At 50.6% G+C, this 18,764-nt stretch carries 17 protein-coding genes and 1 riboswitch; of the genes, 2 read left to right on the top strand and 15 right to left on the bottom strand.

Features of this window, described 5'->3' with window-relative positions; all coding sequences use genetic code 11:
• Positions 1–22: 22 nt before the first annotated feature.
• The 6 genes from BBEV_RS16095 to cudC form a co-directional block, all read right to left on the bottom strand.
• On the bottom strand, positions 23–1,483 hold the full coding sequence (locus BBEV_RS16095) for a CoA-acylating methylmalonate-semialdehyde dehydrogenase (RefSeq protein WP_069366393.1): 1,461 nt from the start codon (positions 1,481–1,483) through the stop codon (positions 23–25).
• 14 nt (positions 1,484–1,497) lie between these two features.
• Positions 1,498–2,682, bottom strand: coding sequence for an iron-containing alcohol dehydrogenase (locus tag BBEV_RS16090; protein ID WP_069366392.1), 1,185 nt, complete (start codon positions 2,680–2,682; stop codon positions 1,498–1,500).
• A gap of 117 nt (positions 2,683–2,799) precedes the next feature.
• Positions 2,800–3,939: an iron-containing alcohol dehydrogenase gene (locus BBEV_RS16085; RefSeq protein WP_324609515.1), complete on the bottom strand. Its 1,140-nt coding sequence runs from the start codon at positions 3,937–3,939 to the stop codon at positions 2,800–2,802.
• Positions 3,940–4,195: 256 nt separating this feature from the next.
• Positions 4,196–5,587, bottom strand: a complete 1,392-nt coding sequence (locus BBEV_RS16080) for a sigma-54 interaction domain-containing protein (RefSeq protein ID WP_069366390.1) — start codon at positions 5,585–5,587, stop codon at positions 4,196–4,198.
• Between the two features lie 256 nt (positions 5,588–5,843).
• Positions 5,844–6,782, bottom strand: a complete 939-nt coding sequence (locus BBEV_RS16075; RefSeq protein WP_069366389.1) for a glycine betaine ABC transporter substrate-binding protein — start codon at positions 6,780–6,782, stop codon at positions 5,844–5,846.
• Positions 6,783–6,913: 131 nt separating this feature from the next.
• Positions 6,914–7,459, bottom strand: coding sequence for a choline uptake/conversion transcriptional regulator CudC (cudC, locus tag BBEV_RS16070; protein WP_069366388.1), 546 nt, complete (start codon positions 7,457–7,459; stop codon positions 6,914–6,916).
• Between the two features lie 295 nt (positions 7,460–7,754).
• On the opposite strand from cudC, the gene betB reads away from it, so the two are divergent.
• A complete protein-coding gene (gene betB, locus BBEV_RS16065; RefSeq protein WP_069366387.1) occupies positions 7,755–9,227 on the top strand; it encodes a betaine-aldehyde dehydrogenase in 1,473 nt (490 codons plus the stop codon).
• A 136-nt stretch (positions 9,228–9,363) separates the two neighbouring features.
• Here the strand turns inward: betB and BBEV_RS16060 are convergent, their stop codons facing one another.
• The 3 genes from BBEV_RS16060 to mgtE all read right to left on the bottom strand — a co-directional run bounded on the left by BBEV_RS16060 (position 9,364) and on the right by mgtE (position 11,917).
• Positions 9,364–9,840 (bottom strand): GNAT family N-acetyltransferase, encoded by a 477-nt coding sequence (locus BBEV_RS16060; protein WP_069366386.1) that lies wholly within the window; start codon positions 9,838–9,840, stop codon positions 9,364–9,366.
• A gap of 22 nt (positions 9,841–9,862) precedes the next feature.
• Positions 9,863–10,441 (bottom strand): class I SAM-dependent methyltransferase, encoded by a 579-nt coding sequence (locus BBEV_RS16055; protein WP_069366385.1) that lies wholly within the window; start codon positions 10,439–10,441, stop codon positions 9,863–9,865.
• Between the two features lie 114 nt (positions 10,442–10,555).
• Positions 10,556–11,917, bottom strand: a complete 1,362-nt coding sequence (gene mgtE / locus BBEV_RS16050; protein WP_069366384.1) for a magnesium transporter — start codon at positions 11,915–11,917, stop codon at positions 10,556–10,558.
• 230 nt (positions 11,918–12,147) lie between these two features.
• A riboswitch (M-box (ykoK) riboswitch) is annotated at positions 12,148–12,314 on the bottom strand.
• A 127-nt stretch (positions 12,315–12,441) separates the two neighbouring features.
• On the opposite strand from mgtE, the gene BBEV_RS16045 reads away from it, so the two are divergent.
• On the top strand, positions 12,442–13,092 hold the full coding sequence (locus BBEV_RS16045; RefSeq protein ID WP_069366383.1) for a phosphatase PAP2 family protein: 651 nt from the start codon (positions 12,442–12,444) through the stop codon (positions 13,090–13,092).
• A 59-nt stretch (positions 13,093–13,151) separates the two neighbouring features.
• On the opposite strand, the gene BBEV_RS16040 is transcribed toward BBEV_RS16045, so the two are convergent.
• From BBEV_RS16040 to BBEV_RS16015, 6 genes are all read right to left on the bottom strand, one after another.
• Entirely contained in the window at positions 13,152–13,997 is an 846-nt protein-coding gene (locus BBEV_RS16040) for a glycoside hydrolase family 16 protein (RefSeq protein ID WP_157101021.1), read from the bottom strand.
• Between the two features lie 383 nt (positions 13,998–14,380).
• A complete protein-coding gene (locus BBEV_RS16035; RefSeq protein WP_069366382.1) occupies positions 14,381–15,115 on the bottom strand; it encodes an SIS domain-containing protein in 735 nt (244 codons plus the stop codon).
• Positions 15,116–15,142: 27 nt separating this feature from the next.
• The gene (locus BBEV_RS16030; RefSeq protein WP_069366381.1) at positions 15,143–15,862 is read right to left on the bottom strand and encodes a GntR family transcriptional regulator; all 720 of its coding nucleotides are present in this window, start codon (positions 15,860–15,862) and stop codon (positions 15,143–15,145) included.
• A gap of 19 nt (positions 15,863–15,881) precedes the next feature.
• On the bottom strand, positions 15,882–16,613 hold the full coding sequence (nagB, locus tag BBEV_RS16025; RefSeq protein WP_069366380.1) for a glucosamine-6-phosphate deaminase: 732 nt from the start codon (positions 16,611–16,613) through the stop codon (positions 15,882–15,884).
• A complete protein-coding gene (gene nagA / locus BBEV_RS16020) occupies positions 16,610–17,764 on the bottom strand; it encodes an N-acetylglucosamine-6-phosphate deacetylase (RefSeq protein ID WP_084007442.1) in 1,155 nt (384 codons plus the stop codon). The genes nagB and nagA overlap by 4 nt, the downstream gene beginning before the upstream one ends.
• Before the next feature lie 140 nt (positions 17,765–17,904).
• Entirely contained in the window at positions 17,905–18,510 is a 606-nt protein-coding gene (locus tag BBEV_RS16015) for a rhomboid family intramembrane serine protease (RefSeq protein WP_069366379.1), read from the bottom strand.
• Between the last annotated feature and the right edge of the window lie 254 nt (positions 18,511–18,764).

The raw sequence follows: 18,764 nt of genomic DNA, 5'->3' as shown, positions 1-18,764 counted from the left end.
CTTGTTTTTTGATGAAACCAGCTCAATTCCACCTGGCGGTGACCATTTTTTTGCGGGTATAGAATTCCACCCCATCTTTTCCGTTAGCGTGTAAGTCACCATAGAATGATTTTTTCCAACCGGAAAACGGGAAGAAGGCCATTGGTGCAGGAACATTCACATTGACACCTAGCATCCCGGCTTCAATCGTTTCCCGGAATTGATGAACAGCTTTCCCGCTGTCTGTATAAATGACGGCCCCATTGGCAAATTCGGATTGATTCGTCAGCTCAATTGCTTCATCTAAGTCTTTTACACGGACGATACTTAACACCGGACCGAAAATCTCATCTTTCCAAATCGACATCTTTGGATTCACGTGATCAAAAATCGTTGCACCGAGGAAGTAACCTGCTTCTGATTCGTTCACATCCGCCCGTCCATCTCTGACAAGCGTAGCGTTCTCTTCAACACCTGTCTCAATATAGGATCGAACCCGATCAAGATGGGATTGACGGATGACCGGACCGAGGAAAACGTCTGGATCGAGGCCATTGCCGATGGTGATCTGATTGGCCGCGTCGGTCAATTGATCGACAAAGGCATCTGCGATATCGTCAGTGACTGCCACGACGGAAGTGGCCATGCACCGTTCGCCGGCACTGCCAAAGGCGGAACCGAGAATCCCTGTTACGGCCTTCTCCAGGTTGCAATCGCCCAGCACGATCGAGTGGTTTTTCGCGCCGGCCAAAGCCTGAACGCGCTTGCCGTTTGCCGCAGCCGTTTTATAAATATATTCGGCCACAGGCTGAGAGCCGACAAAGGAGATTGCCATGACATCGTCGTGCTCCAGAAGACCATTGACCACATCATGTGCCCCGTGAACGATATTCAATACGCCGTCTGGCAGGCCGGCTTCGGTAAACAATTCAACTAATCGTTGCGCAAGAAGCGGTGTGCGCTCAGAAGGCTTCAACACAAACGTGTTCCCGCAGGCAATCGCTAAAGGATACATCCAGCAGGGAACCATCATCGGGAAGTTGAACGGTGTAATGCCACCGACTACGCCAATCGGATAGCGATACATGGACGATTCAATGTCTGCCGAAATATCGGGGAGGACCGAACCCATCATCAGCGTCGGAGCACCAGCGGCAAATTCCACGTTTTCCAAACCGCGTTGCACTTCGCTGTTGGCATCGGCACGGCTTTTCCCATTTTCTTTTGTGATGATTTCAGCCAACTCATCGTAATTCTCCAAAATTAACTGCTGATAGTTAAACAGGATTCGGGCCCGTTTAGGGACTGGCGTTTTATGCCACGTTTTAAAGGCTTCATTTGCAGCGGATACGGCTTTTTCCACATCTTCTTTGTTCGAGAGAGGGACTTCGGCCATGGCTTCGTCAGTGGCAGGGTTGTATACAATTTCGGTTTCGTCAGATGACGAAGCGACCCATTGACCATTCACATAGTTGCGCAGTTTCGTAACCGTTTGAGGACACATGTTCAACACACTCCTTATTTTGCAAAATGATAATCATAACAGAGGCTGTATAATTCATGGATGTCTGTTTCGTCTGGGACTTTCGGGTTATTTGCGGGACTTCCGCTGGCTAAGGCGTCCTTGGCCATTTTCGGGATCGCTTCAAAGAAGGCGTGCTCGTCAATGCCCCATTCTTTTAAATTGGTGATGTTCACATACGACGCCAGTTCCTTGATTTTCAGTGTTGCCAGTTCAGCGTATTCGGCAGTCAAGAGTGAACCGGCAGGCTCGTCTGAGAATAATGCCCCGATCACCGCAAGGCGTTCGGTGCAGGCATCCTGACTGTATTCCAATACGGCTGGCAGGAGCATGGCATTGGATATCCCGTGGGGGACATGGAACAAGGCGCCGATCGGTCGAGACATGCCATGAACGAGACACACGGAAGCATTCGAAAAGGCCATGCCTGCCTGAAGCGACCCCAAAGCCATTTTTTCTCGGGCTTCGATGTTGTCCGGTTCATCATAAACGGTTTTCATGGCAGGTAAAATATTGTTCATAGCGGCGATGGCCAATGTATCGGTCATCGGGTGTGCTTTTTTTGACAGATAGGCCTCAATGGCATGACTGAGCGCATCGATTCCCGTCGCGGCGGTGACGTTTTTCGGTGCGGAGACCGTCAAAAGTGGGTCGACAATCGCGACAGCGGGCATAAACGCAGGCTGTTTAATCATCATTTTGACATCTGTTTCTGACTGGTTGATCACCGTGACATCTGTCGCCTCTGAGCCGGTTCCCGCTGTAGTGGGAATCGCGATATGGGCAATTGGCTTGTTCTCTGCCCATCGCTTGGCGCCGATGAATTCACTGATCGATCCCGGGTTTGTTGCGAGAGTCGAAACGGCTTTTGCTGTATCAATGCAGCTTCCGCCACCAACCGACACGATAAAATGACAGTGATCCTGGTGAAAAAGATGCAACGCCTCATATACAAATGCTTCGCAAGGTTCAGAATGGACCCCAAGGTAGATCGATGACTGAATGCCCTGTTGATGTAAGAGGTGTTTACATTTATGGACATAACCGAGTTCTTGCATGATCTGATCACTGATTATGAGCGCTTTCGCTCCAAAAGCTTGAGCTGCATCGCCAAGTTTCTGTAATGCGTGTTCTCCATAATGAATGACTGCTGGTACACGAAATGCATTGGATTGCCCCATTGAGACCCCTCCTATGTGATCTGTGGATACAAACCTCCACGAATAGCGATATGCTGGCACCCAACGCCCTCTTTATTTATCTTGTTGTGTATAAAAGAGGGCGTCGGTCAGGGTCTTTTAGTAGGCGTTTTTGAAAATGGTGATGATATCTTCTTTTGTTCCCTGGATTGGATTACTGAAGGCGTTGCCGTCCTGCATGGCCAGTTCGGCCATGAGTTCGATGTCTTCTTCTTTTACTCCGAGCTCTCTCATGCTTGCAGGGATTTTCACGTCCTCAGAGAGCGTTCGAATGGCCTGAACCGCTTTGTCTGCAGCATCACGAACAGAGAGGCCATCGATGTTTTCCCCCATGAAGCGAGCAATATCTGCAAATTTGGCCGGGTTTGAAATCATATTGAAGTTCTCCACGTGTGGCAAAAGAACGGCATTGGCAACCCCATGCGGAATATCGTAAAGCCCGCCGAGTTGATGGGCCATGGCATGCACATAACCAAGACCGGCGTTATTGAATGCCATGCCAGCAAGCAGTGACGCGTTGGCCATATTCTCTCGGGCTTCCAAGTTATGACCGTATGCCACGGCCTGACGAAGGTTGTCCGAAATCAGTTTGATGGCCTGGATGGCGTGGGCATCCGTTACAGCATTTGCCCCGAGTGAAACATAGGATTCCACGGCATGTGTCAGGGCATCCATCCCCGTCGCTGCCGTCAGCGCCGGTGGTTTACCAACCATTAATTCCGGGTCGTTGATGGAAACGAGCGGTGTATTACGCCAGCTGACAACGACAAACTTGATTTTCTTTTTCGTGTTTGTCAGCACGCAGTGGCGCGTGACTTCACTGGCTGTGCCGGCTGTTGTATTCACGCTGACGATGGGCGGAAGCGGATTAGTCAACGTTTCAATACCGGCGTAGTTCTCATAAATATCGCCATCGTGTGTTGCGGCGATCCCGATCCCCTTTCCGCAGTCATGTGCACTTCCCCCGCCGACAGTTAAAATCAGGTCGCACGATTCTGCTTCGAACATGGTCAAACCGGCGGCTACGTTGGTATCTTTCGGGTTTGGTTCCACTTCTGTAAAATACGCATAATCGATGCCTTGTTCCTCTAATGAAGCGACGACTTTTGCCACCGGGCCGTCCGGCATATTTTTCAAGAAGTCGTCTGTTACAATCAGCGCCTTTTTGGCACCCAGAATGCTGCACCGTTCTCCTGTCACTGCGACTGAGCCCCGACCGAAAAAATTCACATTAGGCATAAAAAAATCGTTCACGTACATCTCCCCATTTCTGTAAAAATAATTGATTCAGGTTAATAAGAGATGCAAGTATCATGCCAAAATCCGGATTTTCGTTCAGAAAAAGAACTAAGTAAGCGTTATCATGCGTCGGGACGTCCAAAACAGAAAGAGGACGCTGCCTCTTCAAAGAAGCAGCGTCTGATGAATCCGACAGAGTGCTGTAATCATGTCGTGATTATGACGGAGTTATGTAGGGATATCCCGACATAACGAATTACAAAATGTCGAATTTCTTCAATTTTTCGTAGAGTGTGGAGCGGTGGATGCCTATTTGCCTGGCGGCTTCTGCTTTGTTGCCGTTGGCATCTTTCAAGGCAGTGATCAGCAGTTCTTTTTCGTGATCCTGCTTCTTTTGCTGGATCTTCTCCAAAAAGGAAAAGGCAGAAGAACGGCTTTCGAGTACTGTGCTGTTTTCAGTCAGGATTTTTGCGGGCAGTTTGTCGGGTGTTATACATTCTTCATCGACAAGGCTGACAAGTTGTTCGATCATATTCATCATCTCCCGGATATTGCCTGGCCAGGGGTAATGCGTCAAAATGGAAATGCTTTCTGCAAGAAAGTGTTTCTCTTCGATTTCGTATTTCCGGCATACGTTCTCGAGAAAGGTAGCTAACAAGAGAGGGATGTCTTCTTTTCTTGCCCGGAGCGGTGGAATATGAATGGGAATAATATTTAACCGGTAATACAGATCTTCTCGGAAGCGTTCCTCCTCAATCATGCTGATGAGATTTTTATTCGTAGCGGAAATGATTCGTACATGGGTTTGATAAGGTGTGAGGCCACCAACTCTGGTCGCTTCTTTTTCCTGGAGCACCCTCAGGATTTTCGATTGCATGGATAAGGGCATATCACCAATCTCATCGAGAAAAAGTGTTCCGTAATCAGCAGCTTCAAAGAGACCCGGTTTCCCTCCTTTTTTTGCGCCTGTGAAAGCTCCCTCCTCATAGCCAAACAGTTCGGCTTCGAGAAGATGTTCCGGAATGGCTGCGCAATTGATGCTGATAAATTCACCATCTGCATAGGGGCTCTGATCATGGATCGCTTGAGCAAACAATTCTTTTCCGGTCCCACTTTCACCCGTAATTTGAACGGTGGCAAGGGTTTTTGCTGCTTTTCTTGCGATCCGTTTCGTATTCATGATCGCTTCACTGCGTCCGATGATTGTATCGAAATTCGTACGCTCTGTGGGTTGTTTTCCCCGGTTCACCGATGGTGCGGATGCAGTCGATGTGTGTTCTTTACTTTCGATCTGCTCAAGAATTTCATACAAATCAGATACCCCATCGAAGACGAGAATTCCGATGGCAGAAGTTACCGTTTCTCCTTCCCAGACGGGGATGCGGTGTACGATCATGTCCTGGCCGGAAATGGTCTGGAGTCTTCCGCGCTCAGGGACACCCGTTTTCAACACGTGGTGGAGCCTCGTATTTTCGATTACATCCGTGACGTTCTGGCCAATCGCTTGTTGTTGTGAAATCCCCTTCAAACGGCTGTAGGCCTGATTGAAATGAGTGATTACGCCCTGTTGATCCACGACAACGATCCCTTCATAGGCGTGTTCAAGTACGGTGGTCAGAATGTTGAGGTGATTACCGTTTTCCTGCATGAGATCCTCTCCTATCCCTTTCATAGATGGCTTTCCTCTCATCATACCAAATATCCTGTTGTCACAGTCGACCCAATAATTGGCGAAGGGTGTAATCTTTGGTCGGGCGAAGAATAAAGCCTTACATCCGAAGGGGCCGAAAGCCAATGCCTCGCTCTTTTTTGAGTTCTCACATGAACTTAAATGACCGATGCGACACAAAAAACAGCCCACCAGTTCAACTGATGGGCTGTCTTTCGTATACTGACCGGAGGGCTTACTGTACCCACTCGTCGATCAGGTCGCGGTTTTCATCTGTCCATTCAACGGCGCCGTCAAATGGCTCTTCAGCGCTTTCTACGTAGTCGATGAGTTCACCGATTTCTTCGTCTGTCATCTTCCAGTTGTTAAACCACTCCTGGACTTCCGGGAAGTCCTCTTCAAAACCAGCACGGGTTGCATGGTGAATCTTTTCCACATCACCGTAGATGTTCAATGGATCCTCAAGGAACTTCAGGTCATACTCGGAGAAGACCCAGTGCGGTGTCCAAAGCGGTGAAACGATGCCTTCTTCTGCAGCAATGGCATTGCCGATTTCAGACAGCATTGCAGGCTCCGAGCTTGGTAAGAGTTCAAGATCAAGATCATACTCTTCGATTAAGTCTTCCGTGACTTCCATCGTTCCTGCACCGGCTTCAATTCCGGTAATCTGTCCGTCGAACAGGTCCGCGTGCTCGTTCAAATCCTCAATGCTGTTCACTTCTTCCATATATTCCGGTACGACAAGGCCGACCTTGGCATTGTCAAACCAGGTTGCCTCAGAGAAATTGACCGTATCCCCATACTGATCAATGTAGTTGGCATCCTGAACCGGCAGCCACACTTCGAGATTCACGTCCAGTTCACCGTTGTCGAGTGCAGCCATGGAGGAGCCCATGTCGAGGAGGACAAGATCAATGTCATAGCCCTGTTCTTCGAGAACGTATTTCCACATGTTCGTGACGGCAATGTTCTCTGCCCAGCTGATCTGGGAAATGGTGATTTCTTCACCGTTACCCGATGCTTCGGCGTTGTTCGTGTTATTGTTATTGTCTGCGTCATTGTGAGCATTTGCTGCGTCTTCATTGCCAGTTTCCCCATTGTTCCCGCAAGCCGTGAGTGCGGCAGCCATCGTCAGTGCGGAAAATGCCCCTAGTCCTTTTTTCCATGTGTTCATCTTGTAAAACCCCTTTTTGGTAATGTTATTAAATCTATTGCATACGTTAAATATAAATTTAACGTTAATGCCGTAAGAATTGATTCACTTTTTCACTTGGGAGAAAGTGAATCAACGTTGGACAAGTACCCCTACTTATCCTTGGGTAAAAAATCGAAAATCTCACCGGTGCGAAGACTTTTTGCCAGGTCATTCAACCAGTGGTAATACGTTTTGGATTCCTCGAGCTGGTCATAATATAATTGTGACTCAGCAATGATCTCAGGTGAGCTGAACTCATCGTTGATGACCTCGATCAGATCTTTCTGAGCGGATTCCACAGCTTCCATGTTTGTTTTGGCTTCCCGGTCCCACATTTCTGAATAAAATGTCCGGAAGAAACGGAAGAAATCTTTCTCGGCGATATACGTATGCTTTCTGGAACCGCGGGTGAAGGTTTTTTTCACCATGTCGATTTCCTGGAGTTTACGGACGCTTGTACTCATGCTCGGCTTACTCATCTGCAGTTCCTCGCGCATTTCGTCGAGGGTCATCTGCTCTTTAAAGTACATCGTCGCGTACAAATTCCCGGCAGCGGGTGTCACGCCGTAAAGATCCATCGTCTCAGATATAGAACCGATGACCTTGTCTTTAGCTGTTTCGATCTTCTTGCGGTGTTTGTCAGAGGAATCGGTCATTGCGCCACCCCATTACATTTAACAAGATTTAATTTATTAAATGCTTTCTTAATTTTCTTTTCGTTCTTTATGATACCGAACTCAGACGAGATGTCAAATGAAAATATCAATCTGAGTATCCTTTTAAGGGGGAATAGCTGCAAAAATCCCGCTGATATCAAGCGAATACTCGCAATTGTAAACTTTTTTGTTTTGAATATCTTTTTTGACACCCCAACGGAGTCGTGTTAGTATTGATCAAAGATTAAATATATATTTAACAAAATTAATTTAATGAAAATTGGAGTGAGTGTACATGAACATAAAACAACTGCAGTACATTAACGGGGAATGGGTCAAGGCAGCATCCGGCGAGACCCGGGACATCATCAACCCGTTTAATCAGGAAGTCATCGCGACGGTACCGGAAGGCAATGAAACCGACGCGAAAGCGGCCATCGCCGCAGCACGGGAAGCCTTCGATCACGGAGACTGGTCCACGACACCGGCAACCGAACGAGGTGCGATTGTGCGGCGGATTACAGAACTCATCGAGCGGGATCATGAAGAACTGGCCGTGCTGGAGTCCCTTGATACCGGGAAGACCATCATTGAAAGCCGCGGGGACATGGATGACATCGCAGGAGTCTTCCGGTATTACGCGGAAATCGCCGATAAGGAAGGCGGAGAGCTGATTGCGTCTCCTGTACCGGATTCGGTGAGTAAAGTTGTTCACGAACCGGTCGGCGTATGCGGACAGATTACGCCGTGGAACTACCCGCTTTTGCAGGCATCCTGGAAACTCGCTCCGGCACTGATTACCGGAAACACCCTCATCATGAAGCCGAGTGAAATTACACCGCTGACGACCATTAAGATTTTTGAGTTAATGGAAGAAGCCGGTGTTCCAAAAGGTGTTGCGAACCTGGTACTGGGTGCAGGACACACGGCAGGCGCAGAACTGTCCGCAAGCCTCGACGTCGATTTGATTTCCTTTACCGGCGGGATCGTGACCGGGAAGAAGATCATGCAGGCGGCAAGCGTTAATGTAAAAAAACTCGCACTTGAGCTCGGGGGAAAGAACCCGAACATCATCTTCGCTGACGCAGACTTCGATACCGCAGTGGACCAGGCGTTAAACGGCGTCTTTTTCCACGCCGGGCAGATCTGTTCCGCGGGCACCCGTCTGATCGTCGAAGACAAGATTCACGACGACTTCGTGAACGCCCTTGTTGAACGGATGAAGCAGTTCAAACTCGGTGACGGGTTCGACAACGATACACAGATGGGGCCACTGATTTCTGCCGAACATCTGGCAAAAGTGGAGGCCTACGTCAATGCCGGTGTGGAAGAAGGGGCAACGCTCGCCATTGGCGGCAGCCGCCCAACCGAAGCAGGTCTGCAAGATGGGTTCTTCTACCTGCCAACCCTGTTTACCGATTGCACATCCGAGATGAACGTCGTCCAGGACGAAGCGTTTGGACCGGTCATCACCGTTGAGCGCTTCCAAACGGAAGAAGAAGCAGTAGCGATTTCGAACGACTCCATCTACGGCCTTGCCGGCGGCGTCTGGACAAACGACATCGTTAAAGCGGAGCGCTGCGCGAAGAAGATGCGCATGGGCACCGTCTGGATCAACGACTTCAACCTGTATTTCCCGCACGCGCCGTGGGGCGGCTTCAAGCAGTCCGGCATCGGCCGTGAACTCGGAAAACTGGGAATCGAAGAATACAGCGAATCCAAACACATTTTCCAAAACCTCAACCCGCAGCCAATGAACTGGTTCTAAATATGGAGGCGCCCACTTTCCAAAAGGAAGGTGGGCGCCATTTTTGTGCGGTAAGAAACGATGACGAACTGAGAAGCCTGTCGCAAGCGGAACGAAAACGACAATCCACGGATGTTAAGTTCGCAGATTGTCGTTATCATCTTCGTCTCTTCCGATTTTTCTTCACGTTGTACACCCACACCTCTTCATCAAACTCGGGATCGATGGTGCCCGTTGCTTCGAAGCCGACGGACTTGTAGAGGTGCTTCACGTGGGTGTTCTCCGCCTTCATGCTCGTCTTGATGGTTTTGACAAAAAAATTCTCTGAAATAAAGGCCACAATGTGCTCGAGAAATCGCTGCCCGCGTCCGTCACCCTGGTAAGCCACGTCGAGCATAAACCGGTCGAGCCAGATGTAGCGCTTTATGTAGTCCCTCGCCCCGATCATTAAGAAACCGACGGGCACATCCCCTTCGTAAAGCCCGTAACATTGCCACTTCAGGTCCCGGTCGAAAAAGGATTCCAACATGGAAACCGCATTCGGTTCAATCAGATGCGCTTGTTCTGGTTTTGGCTCGAGGGCGATGATTGCCCGCCAGTTATCGGCGTTGACCGGACGAATGGATAGGGACATACGCGTTACACCTGACCTTTCCTTAGTTATGCGTGGTCTTTTTCCGGAGGAGGATCGTCTGAATCCCGTTCTCTTCATCGAAATCAAAATACATGATGCCCCAGTCCTCGAAGGTATCAACGAGTTCAGCGGGGTGGAGCTTGTATTCTTCCTTCACCGGGGTGTCGGTCATGCCGGGCATGGAGACATACGTCTCAATGAACAGATAACCGCCAGGCGTAATCAGGTCCCCGATGAACGAAAACAAATCCCTGTCCAGATAATAGGTAATCACGATGAGATCCAGCGGCGCCGCTGCTGTCATTGCCGCCTGACCTTCCATCGAAGTGAGGTCGAGTGTCCGGGCAGAAACAGGGAGCTTTTGCGCATCTGCTTTCGACTGCAGGTGGCTCACCGCTGTATCTGAAATATCGAAGGCGTGCACGTGATAGCCTCTGTCTGCAAGCATCAGGGCGTTGGCACCGAGGCCGCAAGCGATATCCAGGGCGGTTCCCTTGGAGACCACAGGGATTTGATCTGTCAGAACCGGATTCGGCGCAGGGGATTTCCCGTTGTGCAGGCGCTTCGCATATTTATCATTCCACTTGTCTTGATCGCTCATGATCATCACTCCAATGTGCCATCTTTATCCTTTCATCTTACGTGAGGTCCAGCCCAAAAACAAATCAAAAACCAGCCACCTCATAACAGGCGGCTGGTCCAGTTGCTTGATCACTTACAAATATGCAATCAGAGTTGTTGCGATCGTGAAGTAAATCATCAGACCGAGCACGTCGTTGACGGTTGTAATGAATGGTCCGGAAGCAATCGCCGGGTCGAGCTTCAGCTTCGTGATAATGACCGGCACGACTGCACCGACAATCGTCGCAATGCTGAGTGTCAAAAACAGTGATAAACCAACAACGAAGGCAAGCATATAGCTGCCGTAAATAAACGGCACGATAATCATCAGTGTGATGGCACAAATCAGGCCGAGCATAATTCCGGTTCCGAATTCACGCCGGATGGTGTTCCAAAGACCTTTCTTTTCGAAAGAGCCGGTAGCGAGAGAACGAACCATGACAGCAAGAGACTGTGTACCGGTGTTACCCGCGGAGTCCATGATCAAAGGAATAAAGACGGCAAGCAGAACGATCTCCTCGAGGGTCTCTTCAAACTGACCGATGACACCGGCTGTGATCAGCCCGAAGAACATCAGCATAATGATCCATGGTGACCGCTTCTTTGCAGCGGCAAACGAGGTCATGTTGACGTCCGTTGCGCCTTTGGCTGCGGCGATTTCACCGAAGTCCTCCGTCGCTTCTTCTTCGAGCACGTCGATGACGTCATCGACGGTGATGATCCCGATCAGTTCGTTCGTGCTCGTGACGACCGGCGCTGCCAGGAGGTCGTAGTCTGAGATCAGTTTTGCGACTTCTTCCTGGTCGGTGTGCGCCTCGACGGAGACGATGCGTGTACTCATGATGTTCTCCACCACTTCGTCGAGCGGTACGGTAATGAGATTTCTTAAGGAAACAACACCCACCAGTTTGCCTTTATCGTCGACGACATACAGGTAGTAAATCGTCTCGGCGTCGATCCCTTTTTCACGAAGATCGGCCATGACTTGCTGAACTTCCTGATGGGCATAGATTGAAACGAATTCTTTCGTCATTAAGGAACCGGCAGATTCGTCCGGATAGGAGAGAAGTTCAAGGACTTCGTCTGCTTCTTCTTTGTCCATGGCTTTCAGGATGTTCTTGGCATCCTGATCTTCGAGTTCCCCGATGAAGTCTGCCACATCGTCGGACTGCATGTAGTTAAACATCTGTGCGGCGTAGGTTTTATCGAGTTCGAGGATCACATCGTGCTGGGCATCGAGTTCGAGCCCCTGGAAGATTTCCGCAAATTCTTCGGCGGCCAAATATTCATAGAACATCGGGCGTTTGTCGTCATATAAATCCAGGAACAGTTCCATCTGATCCGTCGGATGCAGCTCGAGGAACAATTCGAGAAATTCTTCCTTCTTCTTGTACTTTAATGTTTTGAAAATCTGATCGAAATACTGCTGGCGCTCTTCTTCATTGAGTCTGTTCATTGTCATCACCTCTGGGTATCAGCTTACCCATACCCGTTGAACAAATCGGGATGGGGTCCTTTTATTTTTGTTCCCGGACATAGCCTGTTTGAATCTGGATCCTCACTCATAACCCCATCACCTCCATCTGAAATACAAAAAACCCACCCTCAACGACATGAAGGTGGTTTGCGTGACGAATTAAGCCGCCCAAAGATCTCCCGAAAACACGGGTGATGGCGAACAATTCCTGTGACCTCCATTCGTAGAGCTTTAGCACTGTGCGGCATAGGACGATTGCCAGCTGCATTAAAAACGGCCTTATGTCGACCGTTCCTGTTCAACCCATTGGCGTCTTTGGACGTTTTTGGGCAGCAGCGTATCTCCTGCACAGGAGCCTCACCTAACGAGGGCGTATTCATTTACAGTCTTATCTTACAAACAACTGCCTTCGGTTGTCAACAGGTGTACTGAAATTTTTCGCTTGTGCAACAATTTCCCCTTTGATAAACTTAGCAAAGGATTTTGAAAAAGGGAATGATGCTATGCAAATCGAGCATTGGATGATCAGCCGCAACGTATGGGCCTGGACGACACTCTCGTTTTTTCTCATCTCCATGCTGTCCATCATCGGACTGTTTGACTGGATGGACCTGGCGGTGATGAATTGGGTCTATCACGACGCACCTGGAATGCTGACAGGTGCGATGGAGTGGATTACGCTGCTCGGGTCCGTGGAAATCATCGCCGGACTTTCATTGATGGTAATGAGCGGACTGCTGGTGAAAAAGCGTATCCGGGAAACGATCCTTTTTGCCGTTGTTTCCGGAGGCGGACTGGTCCTGAACTATCTGTTGAAGCTTCTCTTTCAGCGCGAGCGGCCCGGTGAATTGAACATGATTGATGCATTCGGGATTGAATTCGCGCTGCCATCTTACAGTTATCCAAGCGGACATACGATGCGAGCAGCGATCCTGATCCTCATCGTCACATATCTCCTGATCCGTCTCTATGGCGAAGGCTTCTCAGAACGTGTGGTCATGACGGTTGGCGTGACGTTACTCTTCCTCGTGGCTGTAAGCCGGGTGCTGACTGGTGCACATTTTCCCATCGACGCCGTCGGTGCGGTGCTCGCCTCCGTCGCCTGGGTCACATTTTGCTTATGGCTCTATGACCTAAGGTTCGCCGACGATTGAGAGCCTTACGAAAAAAGCGTCCCGTGCCTGATGAAGAGGCATGGGACGCTTTGTTTTCCTTAATCCTGTTCATAGACCCGGACGTAGTCGACGTTCATTTCACCAGGGAATTCCGTGGTCTCGTCGGGATCACCGCCGTACCAGCCGCCAACCGCCAGGTTCAAAATCAGGTGAAAGTCCTGATCGAAGGGGGCGGGGAATTCACCGTTCTCCGTATACCACTGCGACGTTTCGGCATAGAGTTCGTCGTTGACGTACCAGCGGATTTCTTCAGGCTCCCATTCGATCGCGTACGTATTGAACTCGGTGGTGGATTCCCCTTCAGGGAACTGATACTCATCTGACCAGTATGTGTTCTCGGGGTAGACACCGCCAAAATGAATCGCTGCGCCGACGGCATCCGTCTCCGATCCGCGGTTTTCCATGATGTCGATCTCACCGGAGGCGGCCCAGCCGCCGTATTCATCGGTTTCGGGCATCATCCAGAACGCCGGCCAGTAGCCCTGACCTTCCGGAAGCTGAATGCTGGCCTCGAAGCGGCCGTATGTCTGACTGAAAAGACCCTCCGTCAGGATTTTGCCTGACGTATAGTCGTAACTGCCGTAGTCATCCGATGCGGATTCCTCTTGTGCCGTTAATGTCAGCTGGCCGTCTGAAACCGTCACGTTGTCCTCGTCATAATACTGCAGCTCTTCGTTTCCCCAGCCCGGGACATACTCGTCGCCGTCATAAAAACCGTTGCCTGTGTCCATGCGCCATTTGGAATCATCCAGTTCATCTCCTTCAAATTCGTCGGACCAGACCAGGTCCCAGCCTTCAAGCTCTGCACTTTCCTCTTCATTCCCGCAGGCGCCAACCATCACTGCCGCGCCGAGGATAAGCGGGAACATCACATATCGTTTCATCTGTTCATCTCCTTGATTCAACTAGTACGCTTCACGAAAACGATTTCGTTAAACCGTCGAAAAAACCGGCTCATGCAGGCTGTCAAAGGTACGCGATGAAGGGTTCAAGGATCAAAAACCCCGTTTCGAGCGTGTGTGATACGAAACTGTCAGATCGCGTATTCAAATTGAGCTGTTTGAGCGGTCGATTCGACGGCGATAAACGAAACCGATTTCGTTAAAAGTAACATCATTCGATTGAGTTGTCAATCAAGAGATGTAAGCCTTTACGGGGGAGTGCAGTTCAGTGCTGAATAAGTTAATCAAACGGAAAACAGTATCAGTATCCATAGAACTCAAATACCCCGTACTGGTGAAAACAATACGGGGTCAGTAATGATCGATTACTTCAACAACTCATTACGCCCCAGGTACCTCTCGATTAATGCCAGGTTATGCGCATCGGCGCCGTCGACGTTGCCGCTCTTTAAGATCGGAAGCGGGAATGCTTCATCCGCCAGCTGATCGATCGCTTCCCCGATTACCGCATGTAAGAGCGTTGCGCCGATGACCGTGGACGTGGGGCAGTAGGGTGTATCCAGTTTTGGATGGGTCAGAGCGGCATCCCCGACATCACTCTCGTTGTTGAGAACAACGTCCGCCACGTCTGCGAGAAACTGCCCGGATCCATGCCGTGATGACAAGGAGCGGGTATACGCCACAGAGGTGATGGCAATGACGCTGGCACCTTTTGCATGACTCATGTTCGCCACGTCCACCGGTACAGGGTTCCGTCCGGACGTGGATACGACAACGACCGTGTCCCGGCTTTCGATCGGCTGTGCTGCCATGAATGTTTTGGCAAAATCAGGGTCCCGTTCCAACGCCGAAGCGCCCCAGGCACTTTCATGGAGCATGAGGGGCTCAATGAAAATCGGGCGGACAGACACCAGTCCACCTGCCCGGTAAAAGGCCTCTTCTGCCAATAGATGCGAGTGACCGGTGCCGAAGATATGGATCATCCCGTCACTGCGCAGTGTCCTGATCAATTGGTTTGCAGCGTTTGTCAGTTGAGGAAGCTGCCGTTCCTTTAATCCGTCTATCCTTCGAAGTGCTTCATCCACATACCGAAAAGCCATTGAAATCCTCCCTATCGTTGTTTGGCATCAGCGCTGCATGTCCGCGATGAACTTATAGCGGTCCCCGCGATAGGCCGATTTGACATACTCAAAAACCGTGCCGTCGTCAAAGCGGGTGATCCGTTCAAGTAACAGAACCGGTGAACCGGTCTCCACGGTCAACAGCTCCGCTTCATCTTCCGTGGCAAAAGACGGTTCAATCGTCTGCCTGGCACGGGCGATTTTTTTATTCAGTGTGGCTTCGATCAAGGCATACAAGGAGCCTTGCAGATCGGTTTCCTTGAGGAGGAGACCGTCCATTCGGAGAAACGAGGTTTCGTACGCCATGGGCGCACCGTCCCCGAGCCTGAGCCGGCTGATCTGATACACCTTTGTTCCCGGGTCTATCTCCAGATACTTGGCAACGTTGTCACCAGCCTTGACTGTATCAAACTGAATCAGGCGTGAGCCCGGTTCAATGCCCCGAAGGCGCATATCCTCGGAAAAACCTGTCAGTTTCATCAAAGGTTGTTCAATCTTCTCTTCCGCCACGAAGGTGCCCCGTCCTTTGGAGCGGGTCAGCAGCCCTTCGTTGACCAGATTCGTCAGGGCCTGACGAATCGTCATCCGGCTGATGTCATGCTGTTCGGACAATTCCCGTTCAGAAGGGATCGGGTCACCTGGTTTCAGGTCGCCGGACTCGATCAGCTTTCGTAACATCTCCTGCAGCTGGTAATACATTGGTATCGGAGACTCCTTGTCGATCATACGTCACACATCCGTTTCGTCATAGAATCTTGCTGGCCGCAGCCTCGTCCACCATCACTGTCACATCCGGATGATGCTGAAGCGCAGTAATCGGCCATTCTTCTGACATTGTACCATTCAAAAGCTGAAAAATCGCTTCGGACTTCGTCTCACCGCTTGCGAGGAGGACGATTTGTTTCGCCTTCAAAATCGAGGCGATGCCCATCGTAATCGCGTGGGTGGGTACATCTTCTTGCCGATCGAAAAACCGTGCATTGGCTTCCCGGGTGGATGGATTCAGCTGTACCACATGGGTTGTGGAATGAAACGGTGTACCCGGTTCATTGAAGCCGATATGCCCGTTAGCCCCGACGCCCAGGAGCTGGACATCGATGCCGTGTGTGTCCAGTAGATTTTCGTACCGGGTGCATTCCGCTTCATGATCTGTTGTCCTTCCGTCCGGGACGTACGTCTGGTTCCGGCTCAGCTTCAGCGGCGCAAACAGGGTTTCTCTCATAAACGTATAGTAGCTGTTCGGGTCGTCCTGGGTCAGCCCGACGTATTCATCGAGGTTGAAGGTCTTGATGGCACCGAGGGGGAGAGGGTGCTCGGTCAACTTGTGAATCAGCTCCTGATACATCCCGGAAGGCGTGCCGCCGGTTGCCATCCCTAAGTGGATCTTTGGATTTGAATGGATCGCTTCATAGAAGAAGGCGGCTGCTTTTTGACTCATTTCCCCGTAGTCTTTGACGTGTTGCATCTTTATAGTCATTGTCGTTCGACTCCTTTACACCATGTATTTTTGACCGTGCCGTCCTGGGTCATGACGACGATATCCGCGTCATACCCCGGTTTCAACGCCCCTTTGCGATCGTCGATCTTCAACGACTTTGCCTGATTGTACGATGTGACCTTCACGATGTCGGTCCACTGAATGCCGGGCAGCTTCAACGCATGCCGCACTGCCTGATCCATCGTGAGGACGCTGCCGGCGAGGGTCCCGTCCGAGAGCCTCGCTTCCCGGTTTCGAATCGCTACCGGCTGACCGCCCAGCTCAAAATCCCCGTCACCAAGGCCTTTGCCGCGCATGGCGTCGGTAATGAGCATCAACCGGTCACTGCCGAGAATCTGCCACGATAACCGGGCCACTTCCGGCGAAACGTGCACCCCGTCGAAGATCAGCTCCGCTTTCAGCTGTTTGCTTAAATAGATGGAACCGACGACGCCAGGTTCCCGGTGATGGAGCGGTCGCATGCCGTTAAAGAGATGCGTCGCGTGGGTCAGGCCTCTTTTTTCTGCTTCCTGAATCACGTCATACGTCGCGTGGGAGTGACCGATGGAGCTGATGACGCCAAGATCAGTCATGGCATCCAGGAGTTCCAGGCCGCCTTCTTCCTCCGGAGCAAACGTGACGAGCCGGATGTATCCGTCTGCCAGCTGCTGCCATCTTCGAAACGTGGCTGCGTCAGGTTGTCGAATCGCTTCTTTCGGCTGTGCGCCTGCCTGAAGCGGGCTGATAAAGGGCCCTTCAAGATGAACTCCGAGGAGTTCCGCCCCGCGGTCGTGATAGTAGCCCGCAACGTTTTTAAGCGCCTGCTCAATGGTTTGTTCCTCATCGGTGATCGTTGTCGCCAGATACGCGGTGACCCCTTCTTTCGGGAGGGTCCGGCTCATCATCGCCAGGGCCTCATTGGTTCCGTCCATCACATCCGCGCCGTAGCTGCCGTGAATGTGGAGATCAATCATTCCCGGAAGAATCACATCGTCATCCGCAACGTGAAAGACGTCGGCATCGCTTGGTGCTTCAATAGCGGTCGTGACCGAGACGACCTTGCCGTCACGGATTTCGATCAGGGGGTGTTTGATCTCGGAACCGTCGGCATGATAGAGGGTCCCGCCTTGAATATACATCGAATTTGTCATCATCTTCACCTGCTTTTTTAGGATCTGATTTTAGTATAACTGAACATATTGGTATAGACAACCATACAAATAAAAACGTATTTTCATGAGAAAAGGCCACCCGGCACATGTCTACCATGTCCCGGGTGGCCTTTATTTCGTTACGATTCCGTTATTGGTTCTTCACTGGCCGGGAGGATCTGTTTCAATCCGTAACCGATCAGCCAGCCGGTGACAATCCCGACGGTATGACCCGGGGCCATCATGGCCAGATCCGGATCCTGCAGGCTGACGACGACATTCATGATCAACAGAATAATCACCCAGCGCTGCGCTTTCGAACGCACAACCTCTTCGTCTGGCCGCAGTGCCGCATAGGCGGCCGTTACACCGAACGCCGCCGCGGAAGATAACGCAAGAGTGTCCCCTGTCCAGCTCATCATTGGCGCATAGACGAGAAGCGACATGCTTGCCGCAAAGCCTGTGACCAGAAAGATCCCCACAGCTGTCAGCTTCGAGACCGCTTTTTCCAAACGTCCCCCGAACATCACGATCAAAAACCCGTTTAAGATCAGGTGCAGAATCGCCCCGGTTGAGAACATTACCGTGAACAGCGTAAACGGACGGGCAAACAGCTCATCCGGATGCACCAGCAGCATCTCCCCTGCTGCCGGATCGGAATAAAGCAGGACAAAAAAGAAGGCGTGCAGACCCAAAATTACGGTCATCGCCGGATGCTCCTTCACCCATTCGATCATATCATTCATCTTGATCAACCCCTGTAGTTATAATTCTCACCCATTCAGTATATCGTATTTCGAAGGGATTGCAGGGATGATTTTCAGAAAAACGTTCACGTCCCCATGATTGATGAGCAAATGCCCCGGGGTGATGAACCAGAGTAGTGTATTGATGAGCAGCTGCGAACTTTTGACGAACAGCGGGCCATTTCTGATGAGCAGAGCCCTGCTTTTGATGAACAGTCACCGATAAACCCGTCTTTTGACTCCGAAAACCACCC

The organism is Salisediminibacterium beveridgei, from assembly GCF_001721685.1.
Taxonomy (GTDB): domain Bacteria; phylum Bacillota; class Bacilli; order Bacillales; family Salisediminibacteriaceae; genus Salisediminibacterium; species Salisediminibacterium beveridgei.
Note: the sequence above shows the minus strand (reverse complement) of the source record. Positions and strands in the feature narration are given on the sequence as shown.

Bases quoted from the DNA above. Each gene is read 5' to 3' on its own strand.
- BBEV_RS16095 (WP_069366393.1), bottom strand. From the start codon at position 1,483: ATGTGTCCTCAAACGGTTACGAAACTGCGCAACTATGTGAATGGTCAA.
- BBEV_RS16090 (WP_069366392.1), bottom strand. From the start codon at position 2,682: ATGGGGCAATCCAATGCATTTCGTGTACCAGCAGTCATTCATTATGGA.
- BBEV_RS16085 (WP_324609515.1), bottom strand. From the start codon at position 3,939: ATGCCTAATGTGAATTTTTTCGGTCGGGGCTCAGTCGCAGTGACAGGA.
- BBEV_RS16080 (WP_069366390.1), bottom strand. From the start codon at position 5,587: ATGCAGGAAAACGGTAATCACCTCAACATTCTGACCACCGTACTTGAA.
- BBEV_RS16075 (WP_069366389.1), bottom strand. From the start codon at position 6,782: ATGAACACATGGAAAAAAGGACTAGGGGCATTTTCCGCACTGACGATG.
- cudC (WP_069366388.1), bottom strand. From the start codon at position 7,459: ATGACCGATTCCTCTGACAAACACCGCAAGAAGATCGAAACAGCTAAA.
- betB (WP_069366387.1), top strand. From the start codon at position 7,755: ATGAACATAAAACAACTGCAGTACATTAACGGGGAATGGGTCAAGGCA.
- BBEV_RS16060 (WP_069366386.1), bottom strand. From the start codon at position 9,840: ATGTCCCTATCCATTCGTCCGGTCAACGCCGATAACTGGCGGGCAATC.
- BBEV_RS16055 (WP_069366385.1), bottom strand. From the start codon at position 10,441: ATGAGCGATCAAGACAAGTGGAATGATAAATATGCGAAGCGCCTGCAC.
- mgtE (WP_069366384.1), bottom strand. From the start codon at position 11,917: ATGAACAGACTCAATGAAGAAGAGCGCCAGCAGTATTTCGATCAGATT.
- BBEV_RS16045 (WP_069366383.1), top strand. From the start codon at position 12,442: ATGCAAATCGAGCATTGGATGATCAGCCGCAACGTATGGGCCTGGACG.
- BBEV_RS16040 (WP_157101021.1), bottom strand. From the start codon at position 13,997: ATGAAACGATATGTGATGTTCCCGCTTATCCTCGGCGCGGCAGTGATG.
- BBEV_RS16035 (WP_069366382.1), bottom strand. From the start codon at position 15,115: ATGGCTTTTCGGTATGTGGATGAAGCACTTCGAAGGATAGACGGATTA.
- BBEV_RS16030 (WP_069366381.1), bottom strand. From the start codon at position 15,862: ATGATCGACAAGGAGTCTCCGATACCAATGTATTACCAGCTGCAGGAG.
- nagB (WP_069366380.1), bottom strand. From the start codon at position 16,613: ATGACTATAAAGATGCAACACGTCAAAGACTACGGGGAAATGAGTCAA.
- nagA (WP_084007442.1), bottom strand. From the start codon at position 17,764: ATGACAAATTCGATGTATATTCAAGGCGGGACCCTCTATCATGCCGAC.
- BBEV_RS16015 (WP_069366379.1), bottom strand. From the start codon at position 18,510: ATGAATGATATGATCGAATGGGTGAAGGAGCATCCGGCGATGACCGTA.